At 70.7% G+C, this 16,154-nt stretch carries 13 protein-coding genes; 10 read left to right on the forward strand and 3 right to left on the reverse strand.

Features of this window, described 5'->3' with window-relative positions; genetic code table 11:
- The first annotated feature begins 9 nt into the window (after window positions 1-9).
- On the forward strand, window positions 10-2,031 hold the full coding sequence (locus HLB44_RS10390) for a DEAD/DEAH box helicase (protein WP_173122508.1): 2,022 nt from the start codon (window positions 10-12) through the stop codon (window positions 2,029-2,031).
- A 207-nt stretch (window positions 2,032-2,238) separates the two neighbouring features.
- Entirely contained in the window at window positions 2,239-2,523 is a 285-nt protein-coding gene (locus HLB44_RS10395; protein WP_173122509.1) for a nucleotidyltransferase family protein, read from the forward strand.
- A gap of 19 nt (window positions 2,524-2,542) precedes the next feature.
- Here HLB44_RS10395 and HLB44_RS10400 read toward each other — a convergent pair whose 3' ends face one another.
- Window positions 2,543-3,142, reverse strand: coding sequence for a short chain dehydrogenase (locus HLB44_RS10400; RefSeq protein ID WP_173122510.1), 600 nt, complete (start codon window positions 3,140-3,142; stop codon window positions 2,543-2,545).
- A gap of 119 nt (window positions 3,143-3,261) precedes the next feature.
- Between HLB44_RS10400 and HLB44_RS10405 the strand changes: the two genes are divergently transcribed.
- From HLB44_RS10405 to HLB44_RS10425, 5 genes are all read left to right on the forward strand, one after another.
- Window positions 3,262-4,233 (forward strand): LysR family transcriptional regulator, encoded by a 972-nt coding sequence (locus tag HLB44_RS10405; RefSeq protein ID WP_173122511.1) that lies wholly within the window; start codon window positions 3,262-3,264, stop codon window positions 4,231-4,233.
- A gap of 6 nt (window positions 4,234-4,239) precedes the next feature.
- A complete protein-coding gene (locus HLB44_RS10410; RefSeq protein ID WP_173122512.1) occupies window positions 4,240-6,180 on the forward strand; it encodes a bifunctional 2',3'-cyclic-nucleotide 2'-phosphodiesterase/3'-nucleotidase in 1,941 nt (646 codons plus the stop codon).
- 75 nt (window positions 6,181-6,255) lie between these two features.
- Window positions 6,256-6,837, forward strand: coding sequence for a TetR/AcrR family transcriptional regulator (locus HLB44_RS10415; protein WP_173122513.1), 582 nt, complete (start codon window positions 6,256-6,258; stop codon window positions 6,835-6,837).
- Between the two features lie 95 nt (window positions 6,838-6,932).
- Window positions 6,933-7,739: an alpha/beta fold hydrolase gene (locus tag HLB44_RS10420; RefSeq protein ID WP_173122514.1), complete on the forward strand. Its 807-nt coding sequence runs from the start codon at window positions 6,933-6,935 to the stop codon at window positions 7,737-7,739.
- Window positions 7,736-9,142 (forward strand): MFS transporter, encoded by a 1,407-nt coding sequence (locus HLB44_RS10425; protein WP_173122515.1) that lies wholly within the window; start codon window positions 7,736-7,738, stop codon window positions 9,140-9,142. The genes HLB44_RS10420 and HLB44_RS10425 overlap by 4 nt, the downstream gene beginning before the upstream one ends.
- A 3-nt stretch (window positions 9,143-9,145) precedes the next feature.
- Here HLB44_RS10425 and HLB44_RS10430 read toward each other — a convergent pair whose 3' ends face one another.
- Window positions 9,146-11,647 (reverse strand): YCF48-related protein, encoded by a 2,502-nt coding sequence (locus tag HLB44_RS10430; protein WP_173122516.1) that lies wholly within the window; start codon window positions 11,645-11,647, stop codon window positions 9,146-9,148.
- 154 nt (window positions 11,648-11,801) lie between these two features.
- Here HLB44_RS10430 and HLB44_RS10435 point away from each other — a divergent pair, with 154 nt between their 5' ends.
- Window positions 11,802-13,271: an MBL fold metallo-hydrolase gene (locus HLB44_RS10435; RefSeq protein WP_173122517.1), complete on the forward strand. Its 1,470-nt coding sequence runs from the start codon at window positions 11,802-11,804 to the stop codon at window positions 13,269-13,271.
- A gap of 13 nt (window positions 13,272-13,284) precedes the next feature.
- Here the strand turns inward: HLB44_RS10435 and HLB44_RS10440 are convergent, their stop codons facing one another.
- Window positions 13,285-14,295: an NAD-dependent epimerase/dehydratase family protein gene (locus tag HLB44_RS10440; protein WP_173122518.1), complete on the reverse strand. Its 1,011-nt coding sequence runs from the start codon at window positions 14,293-14,295 to the stop codon at window positions 13,285-13,287.
- A gap of 75 nt (window positions 14,296-14,370) precedes the next feature.
- Here HLB44_RS10440 and HLB44_RS10445 point away from each other — a divergent pair, with 75 nt between their 5' ends.
- Together HLB44_RS10445 and HLB44_RS10450 are read left to right on the forward strand one after the other, a co-directional pair.
- Window positions 14,371-15,303, forward strand: a complete 933-nt coding sequence (locus HLB44_RS10445; RefSeq protein ID WP_173122519.1) for an aminotransferase class IV — start codon at window positions 14,371-14,373, stop codon at window positions 15,301-15,303.
- A gap of 5 nt (window positions 15,304-15,308) precedes the next feature.
- Window positions 15,309-16,031 (forward strand): sulfotransferase-like domain-containing protein, encoded by a 723-nt coding sequence (locus HLB44_RS10450; protein WP_246312186.1) that lies wholly within the window; start codon window positions 15,309-15,311, stop codon window positions 16,029-16,031.
- Window positions 16,032-16,154: the final 123 nt, after the last annotated feature.

Consider the following 16,154-nt stretch of genomic DNA (forward strand, 5'->3'; position numbering starts at 1 on the left):
ACGGCAGGCATGGCGATCTTCATACCGGAATGGAGCAAGCTGTCAGGCCGCGATGTGCACCTCAAGCGCGTGCTCGGCGCGCTGGATGACCAGCACGTGATCCGGCGGCCGGTCCGCCTGGGCTGCCCCGCGGACCTGTTCGTGCAGCACCTTGCGGGGGGCTGGCTGGCGATCGCGGTGTCGACGCTGGAGTTCTCGACCCTCGCTCACGCACAGCTCTTCGCGCAGGACGAGCGTACGCGCTTCGAATGGCGCCTCGAACAGCTGCAGCAACTGATGAGCCGGCCTGACGGCGCTGCCGCCGGCTCGGCGGTTCTGGTCGTGATGTGGGCGTGCTCGTCCGAAGAAGTGCGCGTGCTGGCGCCCGAGTACTTCAGGCGCTACGGTGCGCACCTGGTATCGCGCGAACAAGTCGCGCAGCCCGGCGCAGAACAGGTCGTTCAGGACCTGCTGGCTCCACTGCCCGAGCATGCCGAACACGGCCTGCTCGCCGCCTGGTTCCCGGAGGCGGAGATCCCCGCCGTATGCACGACGCGGCGTTTCTTGCAGCGCGACAACAGCGCCCGCCTGACGCGCTGCTTCCTGGACCATGAACAGGAGTGGGCGAGCAAGCTCGATCTCGAGCTGCCGCAGGAGCAGCACGCAGCGGCCGCGGACTTCTCCGTCAGGCTGTTGAACGGAGTGGCCGGCAGTGGCAAGACGCTGATCGCGATCAACCGCGCACTGCTGCTGGCGGAGCTGTTCCCGCGCCAGCGCATCCTGGTGCTGATCCACAACACCCCCATCGTCGCAGACCTGAACGAACGGCTGTACCAGGTGCGAGGCGGGTTGCCCGGGAACGTCGAGATGCTGACGGTCTTCGCCTGGATCTGCCGGCAATGGCGCCATGTGTTCGGAGCGTTGCCGAAAATGCCCGATCGTCGCGCAGTGGATGAGCTGGTCCAGCACCAACGGCTTCGATGGCCCGAGCTGAAGCCTTCGACCGCGCAACTCATCGCCGAACTGGACTTCATCAACAACGCCCTGATTCCCGACGGACAGGCCTATCTCGCGAGCAGCCGCACCGGTCGGCGATTCGCCTTGGCAGCCGAGGAGCGCACCCAGGTATGGGCGCTGTACCAGGCCGTCACCAGCACCCTGCGTTGCGCCGGTCAGCACATGTGGAGCGCGCTACCGCGCACGATCTGCCTGGCGCATGAACGCCATCACGCACTCGAACGCTACCACCACATCCTGGCGGACGAAGCCCAGTTCTTCGCGCCCTCGTGGTTCGATGTGGTGAAGCTGTCGCTCGCCGCACACGGCCAGCTCTTCTTGTGCGCCGATCCGAAGCAGGGGTTCCTGAAGAACCGCCAGAGCTGGAAGAGCGCCGGGATCGAAGTGGCCGGTCGTACCAAGAAGCTGCGCCGCTCGTACCGCACGACGAGTGCGATCCTGGAGGCGGCCACCACGGTCATGGCCGTGCTCGGCCCGGCCGATGGCGATGACAGCGTGGAGCCCGACTACGCCGGCATGGTGCCCGGGAAGAGGCCTTTGCTTGCTTGCGCCGACACGCCCCAGGACGCGATCGACCGACTCTGCAACGAACTGGCCGGCGCCCACGCGCGCGGCCTGCCGCTGGGCGCGTTCCTCGTGATCTACGGCGAGCAAGTGAACAGGCGCACCCTGCATGCCTGCCTCGAAAGGCGGGTCGGCGCAGGCAAGGTGTGGTGGTTCAACGAACAGCGGCAGAAACGGGCGCCTCCGCACGGCCGCGGCCGAGACTATCTGCGCCTGGCCTACCTCGACACTGCCACCGGGCTCGAGGCGTGCATCGTCTTCCTGATCGGCGTGGAGAACCTGTTCTTCTCCGGCCGCGTGGCCGGCCTGGGCGACGAAGAACGGGCCGAGCGCCGCGAGGAGAACGCCCGCAGGCTCTACATGGCCATGACCCGCGCCGGGCAGCGCCTGATCCTCGTGTCGGCGCAGAGACTGCCGCCGCAGGTGGAAGCGCTGTTCGACTCGCAGCCGGACGAACGCAACGGTTCCTGAGCAGCGCGGGTCCGTATTGCGCCAACAGGCTTGGCGGAAACGACGGCCGCGAAGAGAAAGGCGCGATGGAACGAGTGATCCACCGCACCCTTCGCGGCACGCAGCAGGCGGCGGACTTGTTGTTCTGGCTGCAGCGGCCGATGGCCGAGCGCATCGCGGCAGTGGAGATCCTGCGCCGCGAGTGGGAGACCTCCTCGACCGCCCCCGATGCTGAACCGCGACTTCAAAGAGTTTGCCGAGTTGCTCAACGCCGAGGGCGTTGAATACCTCGTGGTCGGCGGCTACGCGCTGGCCGCCCACGGGCATCCGCGCTACACGGGCGATATCGACTTCTGGGTGCGTCCCACCGCCGACAACATCGGCCGCCTGCTGCGTGCGCTGCAGTTGTTCGGCTTCGGTTCGCTTGGCCTGGGTCCTGCGGACTTCGGCCCAGAAACCGCCGTTCAGCTCGGCCAGCCACCGCGGCGCATTGACCCCACGGACCGGCGTTGACATCGTCCGGCGAGGCCGCTCACATCACTCGGTAGGTCCGCCCCGTCTGCGCGCCTTCGACGCTGCGCTGATACGCCAGCGCGGCGCGCTCGGCGCTGACGGTCTCGAAGCCGGGGAAGTACGGCGCGTAGGCGTCGAGCGATTCGGTCAGCAGCGTCGGGCTGATGACGTTGATGCGGATGCCGCGCGGCAGCTCGATCGCCGCGGCGCTGGCGAAGGCTTCGAGCGCGGCGTTGACCGCGGTGGCGTTGGCGCCGTTGCGGATCGGCTCGATCGCCAGCACGCCGGCGGTCAGCGTGATCGAGCCGCCGTCGTTCAGGGTGCGCTGGCCGAGCAGCGCGAGCCGCACCTGGCCGAGCAGCTTGTCCTGCAGGCCGAGGTTGAACTGCTCCGCGCTCATTTCGCCGATCGGCCCGAAATGCAGGTTGCCGGCGGTGCTGATGATGGCGTCGACGCGGCCGACGGTCTCCAGCAGCGCGGCGACGCTCGCGTCCTGGGTCAGGTCGACGCGGTGGTCGCCGCTCGAGCGGCCCGCGGTGATCACCTGGTGGCGCGCACCGAGGTTGCGGGCGACGGCCTGGCCGATGGTGCCGCTGGCACCGATGAGAAGGATCTTCATGAGGCGGCTCCTGCTTGAACGCAGCGTGGTTGCAATGGCCGCATTGTTTTGAAAACTTCTGATGACATAAAGTAGCACCTGGTTCTTGCACTCCGAATCAACGCTTTGGAATCACGCCGATGGACAAGCTGCGCAGCATGGAAGTGATGGTTGCCGTGGTCGAAGCCGGCAGCTTCGCCGCCGCGGCGGACCAGCTCGAGATCTCCGGCGTGATGGTCGGCAAGCACATCCGCCAGCTCGAGGAGCACCTGGGCGCGCGGCTGCTCGCGCGCAGCACGCGGCGCCAGAGCCTGACCGAGGTCGGCAGCGCGTTCTACGAGGACTGCAGGCGCGTGCTCGAGCAGGTGCGCTGGGCCGAGTCGGCGGTCGAACGCAGCCGAGCCGCGCCGCAAGGGCTGCTGCGCATCAGCGCGCCGGTGACCTTGGGCAACCAGGTGATCGCGCCGCTGGTCGCGCAGTTCCTGCAGCAGCACACGCAGGTGCGCGTCGACCTGCAGCTGACCGACGGCGTCGCCGACCTGACCGGCGAAGGCGTCGATGCGGCCATCCGCATCGGGCGGGTCGTCGACGAGAGCCTGGTCGCGCGCCCGCTGCGGCCCTATTGCATGGTCATCGCCGCGGCGCCGGCGTACCTGCGCACGCATGGCAAGCCACGCCGGCCGGCCGATCTGGCGCAGCACGTCTGCCTGAGCCATTCGGTGTGGCAACGGCGCGTCGAGTGGACGCTGGACGACGGCGGCGAAGGCGTGCAGTGGCCCGCCAACGCACGGCTGGTCTGCAACCACGGCGACGGCTTGCGCCATGCCGCGCTGGCCGGTCTGGGGCTGGTGATGCAGCCGGAAGTGCTGCTCGCCGAAGACCTCGCCGAAGGCCGGCTGCTTCCGCTGCTGCAGGACTGCCTGCCGCCGCCGCGCCCGGTGCACCTGGTCTACGCGTCCGACCGGCGCCCGCTGCCCAAGCTCGCGCGCTTCGTCGAGCATGTCGTGCAGGCGCTGGGCGCCCCGCCCATGCCGCCCGCAGCGGCAGCGCGCCCGCTGCGCCGGCACCTACGGGTCGGCACGGGCCGCGGCAGCCTGCGGCCGAAGGTATAAATCTCCATGCCTGCCCTCCCGACACCGCACCGCTCCGCCGTCGCTCTCGTGCTCGCCGCGCTGCTGCCGCTGGCCGCCTCTGCCGCCGAGCTGAAAGTCCGCATCCTCGAGACCACCGACCTGCACATGAACCTGCTGGCCTGGGACTACTACCAGGACAAGCCGACCACCGACTACGGCCTCGCCCGCACCGTCACGCTGATCAAGGCAGCGCGCGCCGAGGCGAAGAACACGCTGCTGTTCGACAACGGCGACCTGATCCAGGGCAGCCCGCTCGGCGATTACGTCGCGAAGGTCAAGCCGCTGGCCGCCGGCCAGGTGCACCCGGCCTACAAGGTGCTCAATGCGATCGGCGTCGATGCGGCGAACATCGGCAACCACGAGTTCAACTACGGGCTGCCGTTCCTGCGCCAGGCGATCGCCGGCGCCACGTTCCCCTACGTCAACTCGAACGTCTACCTCGCCGACAGCGACAACGATCCGTCGAACGACAAGAACGCCTTCACGCCCTACGTGATCCTCGAACGCCGCTTCACAGACGACAGCGGCAAGCAGCACCCGCTGAAGATCGGCGTCATCGGCTTCGTGCCGCCGCAGATCATGACCTGGGACCAGAAGAACCTGGCCGGCAAGGTGACGGTGCGCGACATCGTCGACTCGGCGCGCCGCTTCGTGCCGGAGATGAGGGCCTTGGGCGCCGATCTGGTGGTGGCGATCCCGCACTCGGGTTTCGAGAAGGGCGAGACGGTGCTGTTCGCCGAGAACTCGGTGGCCCGGCTGGCCGAGGTGCCGGGGGTCGACGCGATCCTGTTCGGACATTCGCACGGCGAGTTCCCGGGCCGCTTCTTCGCCGGCCATCCGAAGGTCGACCTGGCGCGCGGCACGATCAACGGCATTCCCGCGGTGATGCCCGGCCGCTGGGGCGATCACCTCGGGCTCATCGACCTGGTGCTGGACAACAGCTCGGGCGGCTGGAAGGTCACCGGCAGCCGCGCCGAACTGCGCCCGATCATGGACCGCACGACGCGCAAGCCGCTGGTCGAGGCCGATCCGCAGGTGGCGCAGCTGGTCGAGGCCGAGCATGCCGGCACGCTGGCCTACGTGCGCAGCGCGGTCGCGCAGACGGCCGCACCGATCATCAGTTATTTCGCGCAGGTCGCCGACGATCCCTCGGTGCAGATCGTCTCGCAGGCGCAGCTGGCGTACGCGAAGCGTGCGCTGCAGGGCACCGAGTACGAAAAGCTGCCGCTGCTGTCCGCCGCCGCGCCGTTCAAGGCTGGTGGCCGCCAGGGCTGGAACTACTACACCGACATCCCGGCCGGGCCGCTGGCGGTGCGCAACATCGCTGACCTCTACATCTATCCGAACACCGTCAAGGCGGTGCGCGTCGACGGCAGGACCGTGCGCGAGTGGCTCGAGATGTCGGCCGGCCAGTTCAAGCGCATCGACCCGGCCGGCGCACCGGAGCAGGACCTGATCGACGACGCCTTCCGCACCTACAACTTCGACACGCTCGACGGCGTCAGCTACCGCATCGACGTGACGCAAGCCGCGCGCTACGACCGCGACGGCAAGCTGGTGGCGCCGACCGCGCGCCGCATCGTCGACCTGCGCCACCAGGGCCAGCCGGTGGACGACGACGCGCGCTTCATCGTCGTCACCAACAACTACCGCGCCGCCGGCGGCGGCAATTTTCCCGGCCTCGACGGCAAGAGCATCGTCGTCGATGCGCCCGACGAGAACCGCGAGGCGCTGGTGCAGTACCTGCAAGGCGCCGGCCGCATCGATCCGAGCGCCGACAACAACTGGCGCATCCAGCCGGTGCCGGGCATCAAGCTGCGCTTCACGTCGGGCGCCGGCGGCATTGCGCACCTGGCGCGTTATCCGCAGATCAAGCTGGTGAAGGACAACGGCGACGGGTCCGCGCTGTACGAGCTGGTGCCGTAGGCCGCCTTTCACCCTGCACTTGCCGCGGGATGACGTTCACAATATGATGAACGTCATACACAATGCCGACCCGCGATGAACCGCAGCACCCCGACCCGCAAGGAAGCCACGCACGAGCGCATCGTGCAAGCCGCGGCGCGCGCGATCCGGCGCAGCGGCTACGGCGGCACCGGTGTCGCCGACATCATGAAGGAGGCCGGGCTGACGCATGGCGGCTTCTACGCGCACTTCGAGTCGCGCGATGCGCTGCTCGCCGAAGCGGCGGACCGCGCCGGCGCCGAAGGAGTCGAGGCGCTCGGCCGGCTCGCGGCGCAAGTGCCGCCCGAGCAGGCCTTCGCCACGCTGCTGCGCGCCTACCTGTCACGCGCCCACGTCGAGCAGGCGGAAACCGGCTGCCCGGTCGTCGCGCTCGGATCCGAGATGCCGCGCCAGGCGCCCGAGGTGCGGCGCGCAGCGACCCGGCGCATCAAGGAACTGATCGACCTGGTCGGCCGCCTGCAGCCCGACTGGGGCCAGCCGGGCGCACACGACCAGGCGCTGGCGACCCTCGCGACGATGGTCGGCGCGTTGACGATCGCGCGCGCCGTCGACGATCCGAAGCTCTCCGACGCGATCCGCCACGCCGCGCTCGCGCAGCTGGGCGTGCGGCGCGACTGAGCGCGCACGCCCGCCTCCCCTCCCCTTCACGACCTGCCACCGGAACCGCTCGCGCACGCGCAGGAATATGACGACCATCATCCAACGGAGCCACCATGAGTGATCCCACCGCTGCCGACCTCGACCGCCCCGCGCCCGAGCAGGTGGTCCAGTTCTTCCTGACGCCGCGCCTGCCGCCACCGGCGCCCGAGTTCCTGCCGCATCCGACCGCGCTGTCGATCGACACGCCGAGCGGCAGCATCGCGCTGCGCCGCAGCGGCCACGGCCCGCGCGTGCTGCTGCTGCACGGCTGGGAAGGCCAGGCCGCCGATCTGGCCGCCTTCGCGCCGCCGCTGCTCGACGCCGGCTTCGAGGTGATCACGATGGACCTGCCGGCGCACGGCGCCTCGTCGGGCCGGCAGACCTCGATCCCGCAATCGGCGCGCGCGCTGAAGGCGGTCGGCGACGTGCTCGGCCCGCTGCACGCGGTGATCGCGCACTCGGTCGGCTCGGCGGTGCTCGGCGAAGCGCTGCACCACGGCCTGGACGCCGGCCACGCCGTGATGATCGGCGCACCCGCTCACTATGCGGCCTATGCGCGCCAGGTCGCCGCCTTCGCGGGGCTGGACGAGGAAGGCACGCAGCGCATGCTCGAACTGCTGCGCGAGCCGCTCGGCGTCAACATCCACGAGGTCTCGCTGCCGGCGCGCGCCGTGCACTTCACGCTGCCGGCGCTCTTCATCCATTCGAGCGACGACCGCATCGTCGCCATCGCCGACAGCCTGGCCTCGGCCGCCGCCTGGCGCGGCGCGCGCCATCTGCGCGTCGAGGGCCTGGGCCACCGCCGCATCCTCGGCGACGCGAACGTGATCGCCGCGGCGCTCAAGTTCATCACCGCCGTGCTCGAGGAGCCCGCGTCATGAAGACCGCAGCATCCGTCGCGCTGGTGGCCGAGGCCCCGGCGCCCGCCTCGCCGTGGGCCGTCTTCAGCGTCGCCAGTGTCGCGGTGTTCCTGGTGTCGATCGACACCACGGTGCTGTTCGCGGCCTTCGGCGCGCTGCGCGCCGGTTTCCCCGGCAGCAGCAGCGCCGATCTGTCGTGGGTGCTGAATGCCTATACCGTGGTGTACGCGGCCCTGCTGGTACCGGCCGGGCGGCTGGCCGACCAGCATGGGCGCAAGCGCATCTTCCAATGGGGGCTGGGCCTGTTCCTGCTGGCCTCGTGGGCCTGCGGTTGGGCGCCGACGGTCGAATGGCTGATCGCCGCACGCGTGCTGCAGGCGGCCGGCGCGGCGCTGTTGACGCCGTCGTCGCTCGCGCTGGTGCTCGGCGCCTTCCCGGCGCACAAGCGGGCCATCGCCGTCAGCCTGTGGGGCGCCGTCGGCGGGCTGGCCGCGGCGCTGGGCCCAAGCGTCGGCGCCGGCGTGGTCGATGCGCTCGGCTGGCGCTGGGCCTTCTACCTGAACCTGCCGATCGGTGCCTGGGCGCTGTGGCGCGGCCGCACGCGGCTCGTCGAATCGCGCAACCCGGACAACGCCGCACCGCTGGACCTGCCCGGCATCGGCCTCTTGATCATCGGCGTCGGCGCGCTGGCGCTGGGCATCGTGCGCTCCGAAGCGCTCGGCTGGCGTTCCGGCGCGGTGCTCGGCAGCCTGGCCGCCGGTGTGATCGCGCTGCTGGCCTTCGTCGCCTGGGCGCGGCGCGCGCGCCATCCGGCGATCGACCTGAGCCTCTTTCACAGCCCGACCTACCGCTTCGTGAACCTGGCGACGCTGAGCTTCGGCATCGCCTTCGCGATGATGTTCTTCGGCTTCTTCTTCTTCATGATGCAGGTCTGGCACTACCCGCTGCCGCTGGCCGGCCTGGCGGTGACGCCGGGGCCGCTGCTGGTGGTGCCGGTGGCGATCGTCGCCGGCCGTTTCGCGGCACGCATCGGCCACCGGCCGCTGCTGGTCGGCGGCAGCCTGCTGTACGCCGCGGCCGGGCTGTGGTTCTTCCTGCGCGCCGGCACCACGCCGGACTACCTCGGCACCTGGCTGCCGGGACTGATCATGACCGGCAGTGCCGTCGGCATGGTGCTGCCCTCGCTGGGCGGCGCGGCGGTCGCCGGGTTGCCGCCGCAGCGCTTCGGCGTCGGCAGCGCGGTGAACCAGGCGATCCGGCAGATCGGCTCCGTGCTCGGCGTCGCGGCGACGGTAGCGCTGGTCGGCCATGCGGCGCCCAGCCTCGCCGACTTCCGCTGGCTGTATGGCGCGCACGTCGCGCTGGCGCTGCTGACCGCCGCGCTGTGCCTGCGCGTGGACACGCGGCCTGCAGCGCCGCGCTGAACGTCAGCGTCCGCCGGTCGCGGTGGCGAGCACGGCGCCGTTGGTGCCGCCCACCCAGGCGGTCCCGCGGTCGATGGCGAAGAGTGCCCCGTGGTGCTGGGCGCTCGGGGCGGCCTGGCGGGTCCAGGTCGCGCCGCCGTCGGTCGTGCCCAGCACCAGCCCGTCGCTGCCGACCACCCAGCCATGCTGTGCATCGGCAAATCGGATGGCCAGCGGAAACTCGCGGCTGCCGCGCGTGGGCCGCGTGCCGGTTGCCCAGGTCTGCCCGCCATCGACGGTGCGCAGGATCTCGCCGCGGCGAATCAGCCAGCCCCTTTGCGCGTTGATGAAGTGCAGCGGCCCGCCTTGCGTCGCGAAGGCCGTGGGCACGGCCGCATCCGCGGCCGCTGCCGTCCAGGTCCGGCCGTCGTCGGTCGAGCGCCAGATCGCCCCCGCGCCATCGAGCGCCAGCGCCAGCCCGGCGACCGGGCGGCGCAGCATCGAACAGTCGCCGCTGAATCGGGTCGTCTGCGCAGCCCAGGTGGCACCCCCGTCCTCGGTGGCGTAGAGCGCCGAGCGGTCGCAGACCAGGCGTCCGCCCGAGAACGGCGGACTGGTCCATCGCTCGGTGCGCAGCCATGCGCGCTGGTCGTCGATGAAGTGCAGATCGGTCGTGTCCAACAGCTCGGGCAGACCGGTCACCCCCTGCCAGGTGCGGCCCCCGTCGGTCGACTTGTGCAGCCCGCCGCCTGCCTGGCGCCAGCCCGTGCCGTTGGGCGTGAACTGCAGCATCGACGTCAGCGCGCCCGCGTCGGATCGGCACGGGACCGACGCGGCACGCGGCCGCCAGTTCAGCCCGCCATCGTCGGTGTCCAGCAGCTGACCGCAGCCGGTGACCGCCAGCCCGCGCCGGGCATCGAAGAACCACAGGGCCGTGATCGCCGCCTGATCGCCGTCGGCCGTGCGTCCGCCGCCGATCGGCCGCATCGTCGCGCCGCCATCGGTGGACCGGTACAGGCGGCTGTCGAAGCGCAGCAGCAGGCCGCCCCGGTTGTCGCGTTCGACGCTGTCGGCGCGAGCCCCCTCCAGCGCGTGGGCCAGCGCGCGCCAGTTGCGGCCACCGTCCACGGTGAGGCGGCTCGTGCCGCCGTGCACGTGATGAGCCACGTCGGCATCGATCAGCCGACTGCCGCCGGTGCTGAAATCCTCCAGCTCGAACGGCCTGCCCAGGTCCACCGTGCGCCAGCTGCGGCCCCAGTCCTCGGTGCGCACCAGCCCGGTGTCGATCAGCACGCCCCAGCCAGCGCCACGCGCCGAGAACTCCACACCCAGGAACGACGCGTCCGGCCGCGAGCGGCCGTCGACCTGCGGCACCGCGGATTGCCAGCTGCGGCCGGAGTCGGTCGTGCGCCAGAACATCGTCTGTTCGCGATTCGGCGTGCCGGGGCTGCCCGTCCACCACAGCAGCAGCACGTCGTCGCCGAGGATGCGCGTCAATCCGGGACCCGGCGTCGGATGGGACAGTCCCGGCACCGTCGTCAGGCCGAGGTCATCGGAACGCAGCAGGGTCTCGAGCGGCTCGAAGGTCCACATGCGGCCGGACGGCAATGCGGCGTTGGGCCGCATCGGCGGATCGCGCCAGTTCTGGCCGCCGTCGGTGCTGACGCGCGCGGCATAGGTGAAGATGCTGCCGGACACGGAAGAGGCGCTGACGAAGACGGTTTGCGGCCCCAGCGCCGCCAGTTCGTTCCAGCTCTGGTAGGGGGAATCTGCCGGCGGCGGCGCCAGCGATGTCTCGGTCCAGGTGGCGCCGCCGTCGACGCTGCGGACGAGCCTGCCCCCGGCCGTCAGCGCATAGCCGTGCAGCGCATCGGCAAAGCGCACCTTCATCAGCGTCGCATCACCGCCCGAGCGCTGGTTGATGCGCTGCCACTGCGCGCCGCCGTCGGTGGTGCGCAGTACCTGGCCCGCATCACCGACCGCCCAGCCCAGCAGCGCATCGTGGAACTGCACGTCGCGAACGACGTTGCCGTCGGGCAGTGGCCGCTGCCAGCACCAGCCGCCGCTGCCGGCCCCGCTGCAGAGGCGTTCCTGCACCATCGCATAGCGCCCGATGCGCACGGTGGCGCGCGCGCCGATGCTCTGCCCGCTGCCGTTGGCGACCGTCAGCCGCACCTCGTAGTCCCCAGGCTGCGCGAAGGCATGGGTCGGGCGCGCGAGCGTGCTGGTGGTCTCGTCGCCGAAGTCCCAGGTGGTGCTCAGGCCATCGACGCCGTCGGCGAGGTTCGACGCGAAGCTCACCGGCTGCGCGACGTCGGCCTGCGGCGGCATGTTGATCTGCACGCTCGAAGGCAGCGGTGCAGGCGCGGGCGGCGCCGGTGCTGGTGCGGGTGCGGGTGCGGGTGCTGGCCCAGGCGTCACGGTGGGCGCCGCGCCACCGCTGCCGCCGCCACCGCATCCCGCCAGCACGGCGAACCCGACCGTCGCCACGAACAAGCGCAGCCGCGCCGTCGCCTTCCGACTCATGAGCTGCCCTGGATATGACTTGGAATGGCGGCGATTGTCATGGTCTGCGCCCGGGCCGCAGTGCGCTGCATCACATGCCGACCACTTGCAATTCCCTGTTGCCATCGCGGCGCGCGTGGTGCGAGGCTGCGCCCTTCACCGATCGGAGAACCGCATGGCCGCTCGCTCGTCATGGCCGCTCCTCGCCACAGGCATCGGCCTGCTGCTCGCGGGCTGCGCCAGCACCACACCGGATCCGCAGACCGTCCTGCGCCAGGCCGATCAGGCGCTCGGCGCCAGCCAGCTGAAGACGCTGCAGTTCAGCGGCCGCGGCAGCGGTGCCACCTTCGGCCAGGCCTGGCAGCCCGAGATCGGCTGGCCGCAGCTGAACTACTCGGTGCTGACGCGCACGCTCGACTACGACAAGGGCGCGCTGCGCGAAGAGTTCGGCCGCAGCCGTGCTGAGGAGAAGGGCGGCGGCGGCATCCCGCTGCTGGGCCAGGGCGAGCAGCGCGCGACCGGCTTCGTGCTCGGCGAGCACGCGTGGAACACCACGCCCACCGGCCCCGTCGCGGCGCCGGTCACCGTCGACGCCCGCATCCACGACCTGTGGACCACGCCGCACGGCGCGATCAAGGCCGCGCAGCGCCATGGTGCGACCACCGGCACGCGCAGCGACGGCGGCCAGTCCTATTCGACCTTCAGCTACCGCGTGCCGGGCCGGCTCGACGCCACCGCCTGGGTCGACGCGCAGGGCCAGATCACGCGCATCGATTCACGCCAGCCGCATCCGGTGATGGGCGACACCGAGGTCACGACGCTGTACAGCGACTACCGCGCCTTCGGCGCGATCCGCTTTCCGATGCGCATCCGCCAGAGCCAGGGCGGCCACCCGGTGTTCGACCTGCAGGTGCAGGACGTGCAGCCGAATGCGGCGGTCGACATCGCGCTGCCCGACAACGTGCGCACCGCCACCGAGCGCGTGCTGTCCGAGCAGGTGGCGCCGGGCGTCTGGTTCCTGTTCGGCGGCTCGCACAACAGCGTGGCGATCGAGATGAGCAACCACGTCGTGCTGGTCGAGGCGCCGCTGTACGAGGGCCGCACGGCTGCGGTGTTCGCCGAGGTCAGGAAGCTGCTGCCGACGAAGCCGATCCGCACGGTGATCAACTCGCACCACCACTTCGACCATGCCGGCGGCCTGCGCGCCGCGGCCGCCGAAGGCGCGGCGCTGGTGACCAGCCAGGCGGCCAAGCCCTACTTCGAGCGGGTCTTCGCCAAGCCGCAGCAGATCCGGCCCGACCGCCTGGCGCAGTCCGGCCGCAGCCCCGAGATCCTGGGCGTGACGACCCGGCGCCAGTTCGTCGACGGCGACCTGCGCTTCGAAGTGCACGAGATCCAGGGCAGCGTGCACGCCCAGGGCTTCCTGATGGTCTACCTGCCGAAGGAGAAGCTGCTGATCGAGGCCGACGCCTACACGCCGGCCGCGCCGAACAGCGGGCCGCCGCCGGTGCCCAACGCCAACCACGTGAACCTGGTGCAGAACATCGAGCGGCTCGGCCTTCAGGTCGAGCGCATCCTGCCGCTGCACGGGCGCGTGGTGCCGATCGGCGAGCTGTATGCGGGGATCGGGCGCGCGCGGCCCTGAGCTGCGCAGTTCGTCAGCGCTCGAACGAAGCCAGCAACGCGGCTTCGCGCTCGGGCGCCAGCCCGGCCTTGGTGAACGCCTGCTGATCCGGCGGCAGGCCGCGCCACCAGGCCAGCGTATCGGCGACCGTCTCCGCCAGCGGCCGGATGCGCAGGCCGGCCGCCTCGCCCTTGGCCGTCACCATCGCCATGAACGCCGCGTACTCGCCGCTGGCCGGCATCCACAGCGGCAGCTCGTTCCAAGGCTTCAGCCCGGCGCGCAGCAGCGCGGCCTCGTCGATCCAGCGCAGCAGCGGCTCGGTCGCACCGGCCGCGCGCGCGCATTCGTCGAGCAGCCCGGCCATGGTCGTGAAGCCCGGCGGCGAGATGACGTTGAACGTACCGCGTACTTCACGGTCCAGCGCCTGCAGCACGAAACCGGCCAGGTCGCGCGCATCGATGAACTGCAGCGGCCGCAGCGGTGCGCCGGGCACCAGCACCGGTTGCCGGTCGAGCGCCGCGCGCGCCAAGCGCGCCGGCCACCAGGTGAAGCGCTGCGTCGGATCGTGCGGGCCGACGACCAGGCCGGGCCGGATCACCAGGCGCCGCGCCGGCTCGATGCGCTGCGCCAGCGCCGCCTCGCAGAAGGCCTTCAGCGGGCCGTAGGTGCGGCTGTCGACCACGTCGGTGTCGCCATCGTCGATGCGGCCGAGCGGCGACGTCTCGTCGTTCGGCCGCGTCGCGTCGGCATAGGCCGTGACGGTGGAGATGAATGCATAACATCCGATGCGATCGGCCAGGTGCTGGGCCAGGTGCGCCACCTCGCCGGGCAGGTAGCCGCAGCAGTCGATCACTGCGTCCCAGCGCCGATCGGCCAACGCCGACAGGTCCTTGCGCCGGTCGCCGCGAAGACGCGCGACCTGTAGCGGCAGTTCATCCGGCGTCAGGCCGCGGTTGAAAACCGTGACGCGGTCGCCGCGCCGGCAGGCCGCTTCGACGAGATGGCGGCCGACGAACTGCGTGCCGCCGATGATCAGCAAATCCATGGCAGACGAGTATCGGCGACACCAGCGCCGCGCTGCTGCACACTCGTCGTCCCGAGCCCGCCTCCGCGTTCAACCATGTCCCAGAGCATCCAGGACTTCCACGACGACCCGCGCAATGCGTCGATCCGCATCTGGGTCAATGGCGAGCTGAAGCCGCGCGCCGAGGCCGTGGTCTCGGTCTTCGACTCGGGCTTCGTGCTCGGCGACGGCGTGTGGGAGGGCCTGAGGGTCGTCGGCGGCCACCCGGTGTTCCTCGACGCGCATCTCGACCGGCTTGACGAAGGCGCGAAGGCGCTGATGATCGACATCGGCCTCGACCGTGCGGCGCTGAAGCGCGCGCTCTACGACACCCTCGCGGCCAACGCCATGCGCGATGGCGTGCATATCCGGCTGATGGTCACGCGCGGCGTCAAGCGCACGCCGTACCAGGATCCGCGCGTCACCGTCGGCCCGGCGACCATCGCCATCATCGCCGAGTGGAAGGAGGCCAAGCCCGAGACGCTGCAGCGCGGGCTGAACCTGTTCACCGTGCACGTGCGGCGCGGCTTCCCCGACGTGCAGGACCCCAAGCTCAACAGCCACAGCAAGCTCAACTGCATCACCGCCTGCATCCAGGCCACGCAGGCCGGCGCCGACGAGGCGCTGATGCTCGACCCGCACGGCTTCGTCGCGACCTGCAATTCGACGCACTTCTTCATCGTCCGCCGCGGCGAGGTCTGGACCTCGTCGGGCGACTACTGCCTCGGCGGCATCACGCGCGCCAACGTGCTGGCGCTGTGCCACGAGGCCGGCATCCCGGTGCGCGAGAAGAACTTCAGCCTGACCGAGGTCTACTCCGCCGACGAAGCCTTCTGCACCGGCACCTTCGCCGGCCTGGCGCCGGTGCGCGCGATCGACGGCCGCACGATCGGCGAGACGCTGCCCGGCCCGATGGTGCAGCGGCTGCAGGCGCTGTACCGCGAACTGATCGTCCGCGACGTCGCCGCGCGCGCCGCCGGCGGGAGCTGATGGCCATGCACCTGGCCATGTGGAGCGGCCCGCGCAACATCTCGACGGCGATGATGCGGGCCTTCGAGAACCGGCCCGATTGCGTGGTGATCGACGAGCCGCTGTACGCGGCCTACCTCGCCGCCACCGGGCTCGACCATCCGGCGCGCGACGAGGTCATTGCCGCCGGCGACACCGACTGGCGCCGCGTCGTCGAGCGGCTCGCCGGCCCGATTCCCGATGGCCGCGCGCTGTGGTACCAGAAGCACATGGCGCACCACCTGCTGCCGGACATGGCGCGCGACTGGGTGCACACGCTCACCAACGTCTTCCTGATCCGCGACCCGGCGGCGGTGGTCGATTCCTACCTCAAGTCACGCGCGACGATAACGCCCGAAGACATCGGCTTGCAGCAGCAGGTCGAGCTGTTCGATGCGGTGGCCGAGCGGCTCGGGCGGGCGCCGCCGGTGCTCGACGCCGATGAATTCCTGCAGGCTCCCGAGGCGCAGTTGCGCGCCCTTTGCAAGCGACTGGGCATCTCGTTCAGCGAATGCATGCTGTCGTGGCCGGCCGGCCCGCGCGCCAGTGATGGCGTCTGGGCGCCGCACTGGTACGACGCGGTCTGGCGCTCGACCGGTTTCGAGCCGTGGCGGCCGCGCACCCCTCATCTGAGTGGCCCCGGCGCGCGGGTCGCCGAAGCCTGCCGCCCGGCGTACGAGCGCCTTCGCACGTGGCGTTTGCGTGTCTGAAGATTGCTGAATAGCGCTTGATTGAAACAAGCATCCCGATACGAATCTTCACGCGTTGTTCTAGGGGGTATTCGTAGACTGCTTTGCACAGGCCACCGCTTCCGGGGGCCACCTGCCGAGCCC

The organism is Pseudaquabacterium terrae (assembly GCF_013266755.1).
In the GTDB taxonomy this organism is placed as follows: Bacteria; Pseudomonadota; Gammaproteobacteria; order Burkholderiales; family Burkholderiaceae_C; genus Pseudaquabacterium; species Pseudaquabacterium terrae.

Excerpts from the sequence above, each read along its gene's own strand:
- HLB44_RS10390 (WP_173122508.1), top strand. The coding sequence starts at position 10 with ATGGCGATCTTCATACCGGAATGGAGCAAGCTGTCAGGCCGCGATGTG.
- HLB44_RS10395 (WP_173122509.1), top strand. The coding sequence starts at position 2,239 with ATGCTGAACCGCGACTTCAAAGAGTTTGCCGAGTTGCTCAACGCCGAG.
- HLB44_RS10400 (WP_173122510.1), bottom strand. The coding sequence starts at position 3,142 with ATGAAGATCCTTCTCATCGGTGCCAGCGGCACCATCGGCCAGGCCGTC.
- HLB44_RS10405 (WP_173122511.1), top strand. The coding sequence starts at position 3,262 with ATGGACAAGCTGCGCAGCATGGAAGTGATGGTTGCCGTGGTCGAAGCC.
- HLB44_RS10410 (WP_173122512.1), top strand. The coding sequence starts at position 4,240 with ATGCCTGCCCTCCCGACACCGCACCGCTCCGCCGTCGCTCTCGTGCTC.
- HLB44_RS10415 (WP_173122513.1), top strand. The coding sequence starts at position 6,256 with ATGAACCGCAGCACCCCGACCCGCAAGGAAGCCACGCACGAGCGCATC.
- HLB44_RS10420 (WP_173122514.1), top strand. The coding sequence starts at position 6,933 with ATGAGTGATCCCACCGCTGCCGACCTCGACCGCCCCGCGCCCGAGCAG.
- HLB44_RS10425 (WP_173122515.1), top strand. The coding sequence starts at position 7,736 with ATGAAGACCGCAGCATCCGTCGCGCTGGTGGCCGAGGCCCCGGCGCCC.
- HLB44_RS10430 (WP_173122516.1), bottom strand. The coding sequence starts at position 11,647 with ATGAGTCGGAAGGCGACGGCGCGGCTGCGCTTGTTCGTGGCGACGGTC.
- HLB44_RS10435 (WP_173122517.1), top strand. The coding sequence starts at position 11,802 with ATGGCCGCTCGCTCGTCATGGCCGCTCCTCGCCACAGGCATCGGCCTG.
- HLB44_RS10440 (WP_173122518.1), bottom strand. The coding sequence starts at position 14,295 with ATGGATTTGCTGATCATCGGCGGCACGCAGTTCGTCGGCCGCCATCTC.
- HLB44_RS10445 (WP_173122519.1), top strand. The coding sequence starts at position 14,371 with ATGTCCCAGAGCATCCAGGACTTCCACGACGACCCGCGCAATGCGTCG.
- HLB44_RS10450 (WP_246312186.1), top strand. The coding sequence starts at position 15,309 with ATGCACCTGGCCATGTGGAGCGGCCCGCGCAACATCTCGACGGCGATG.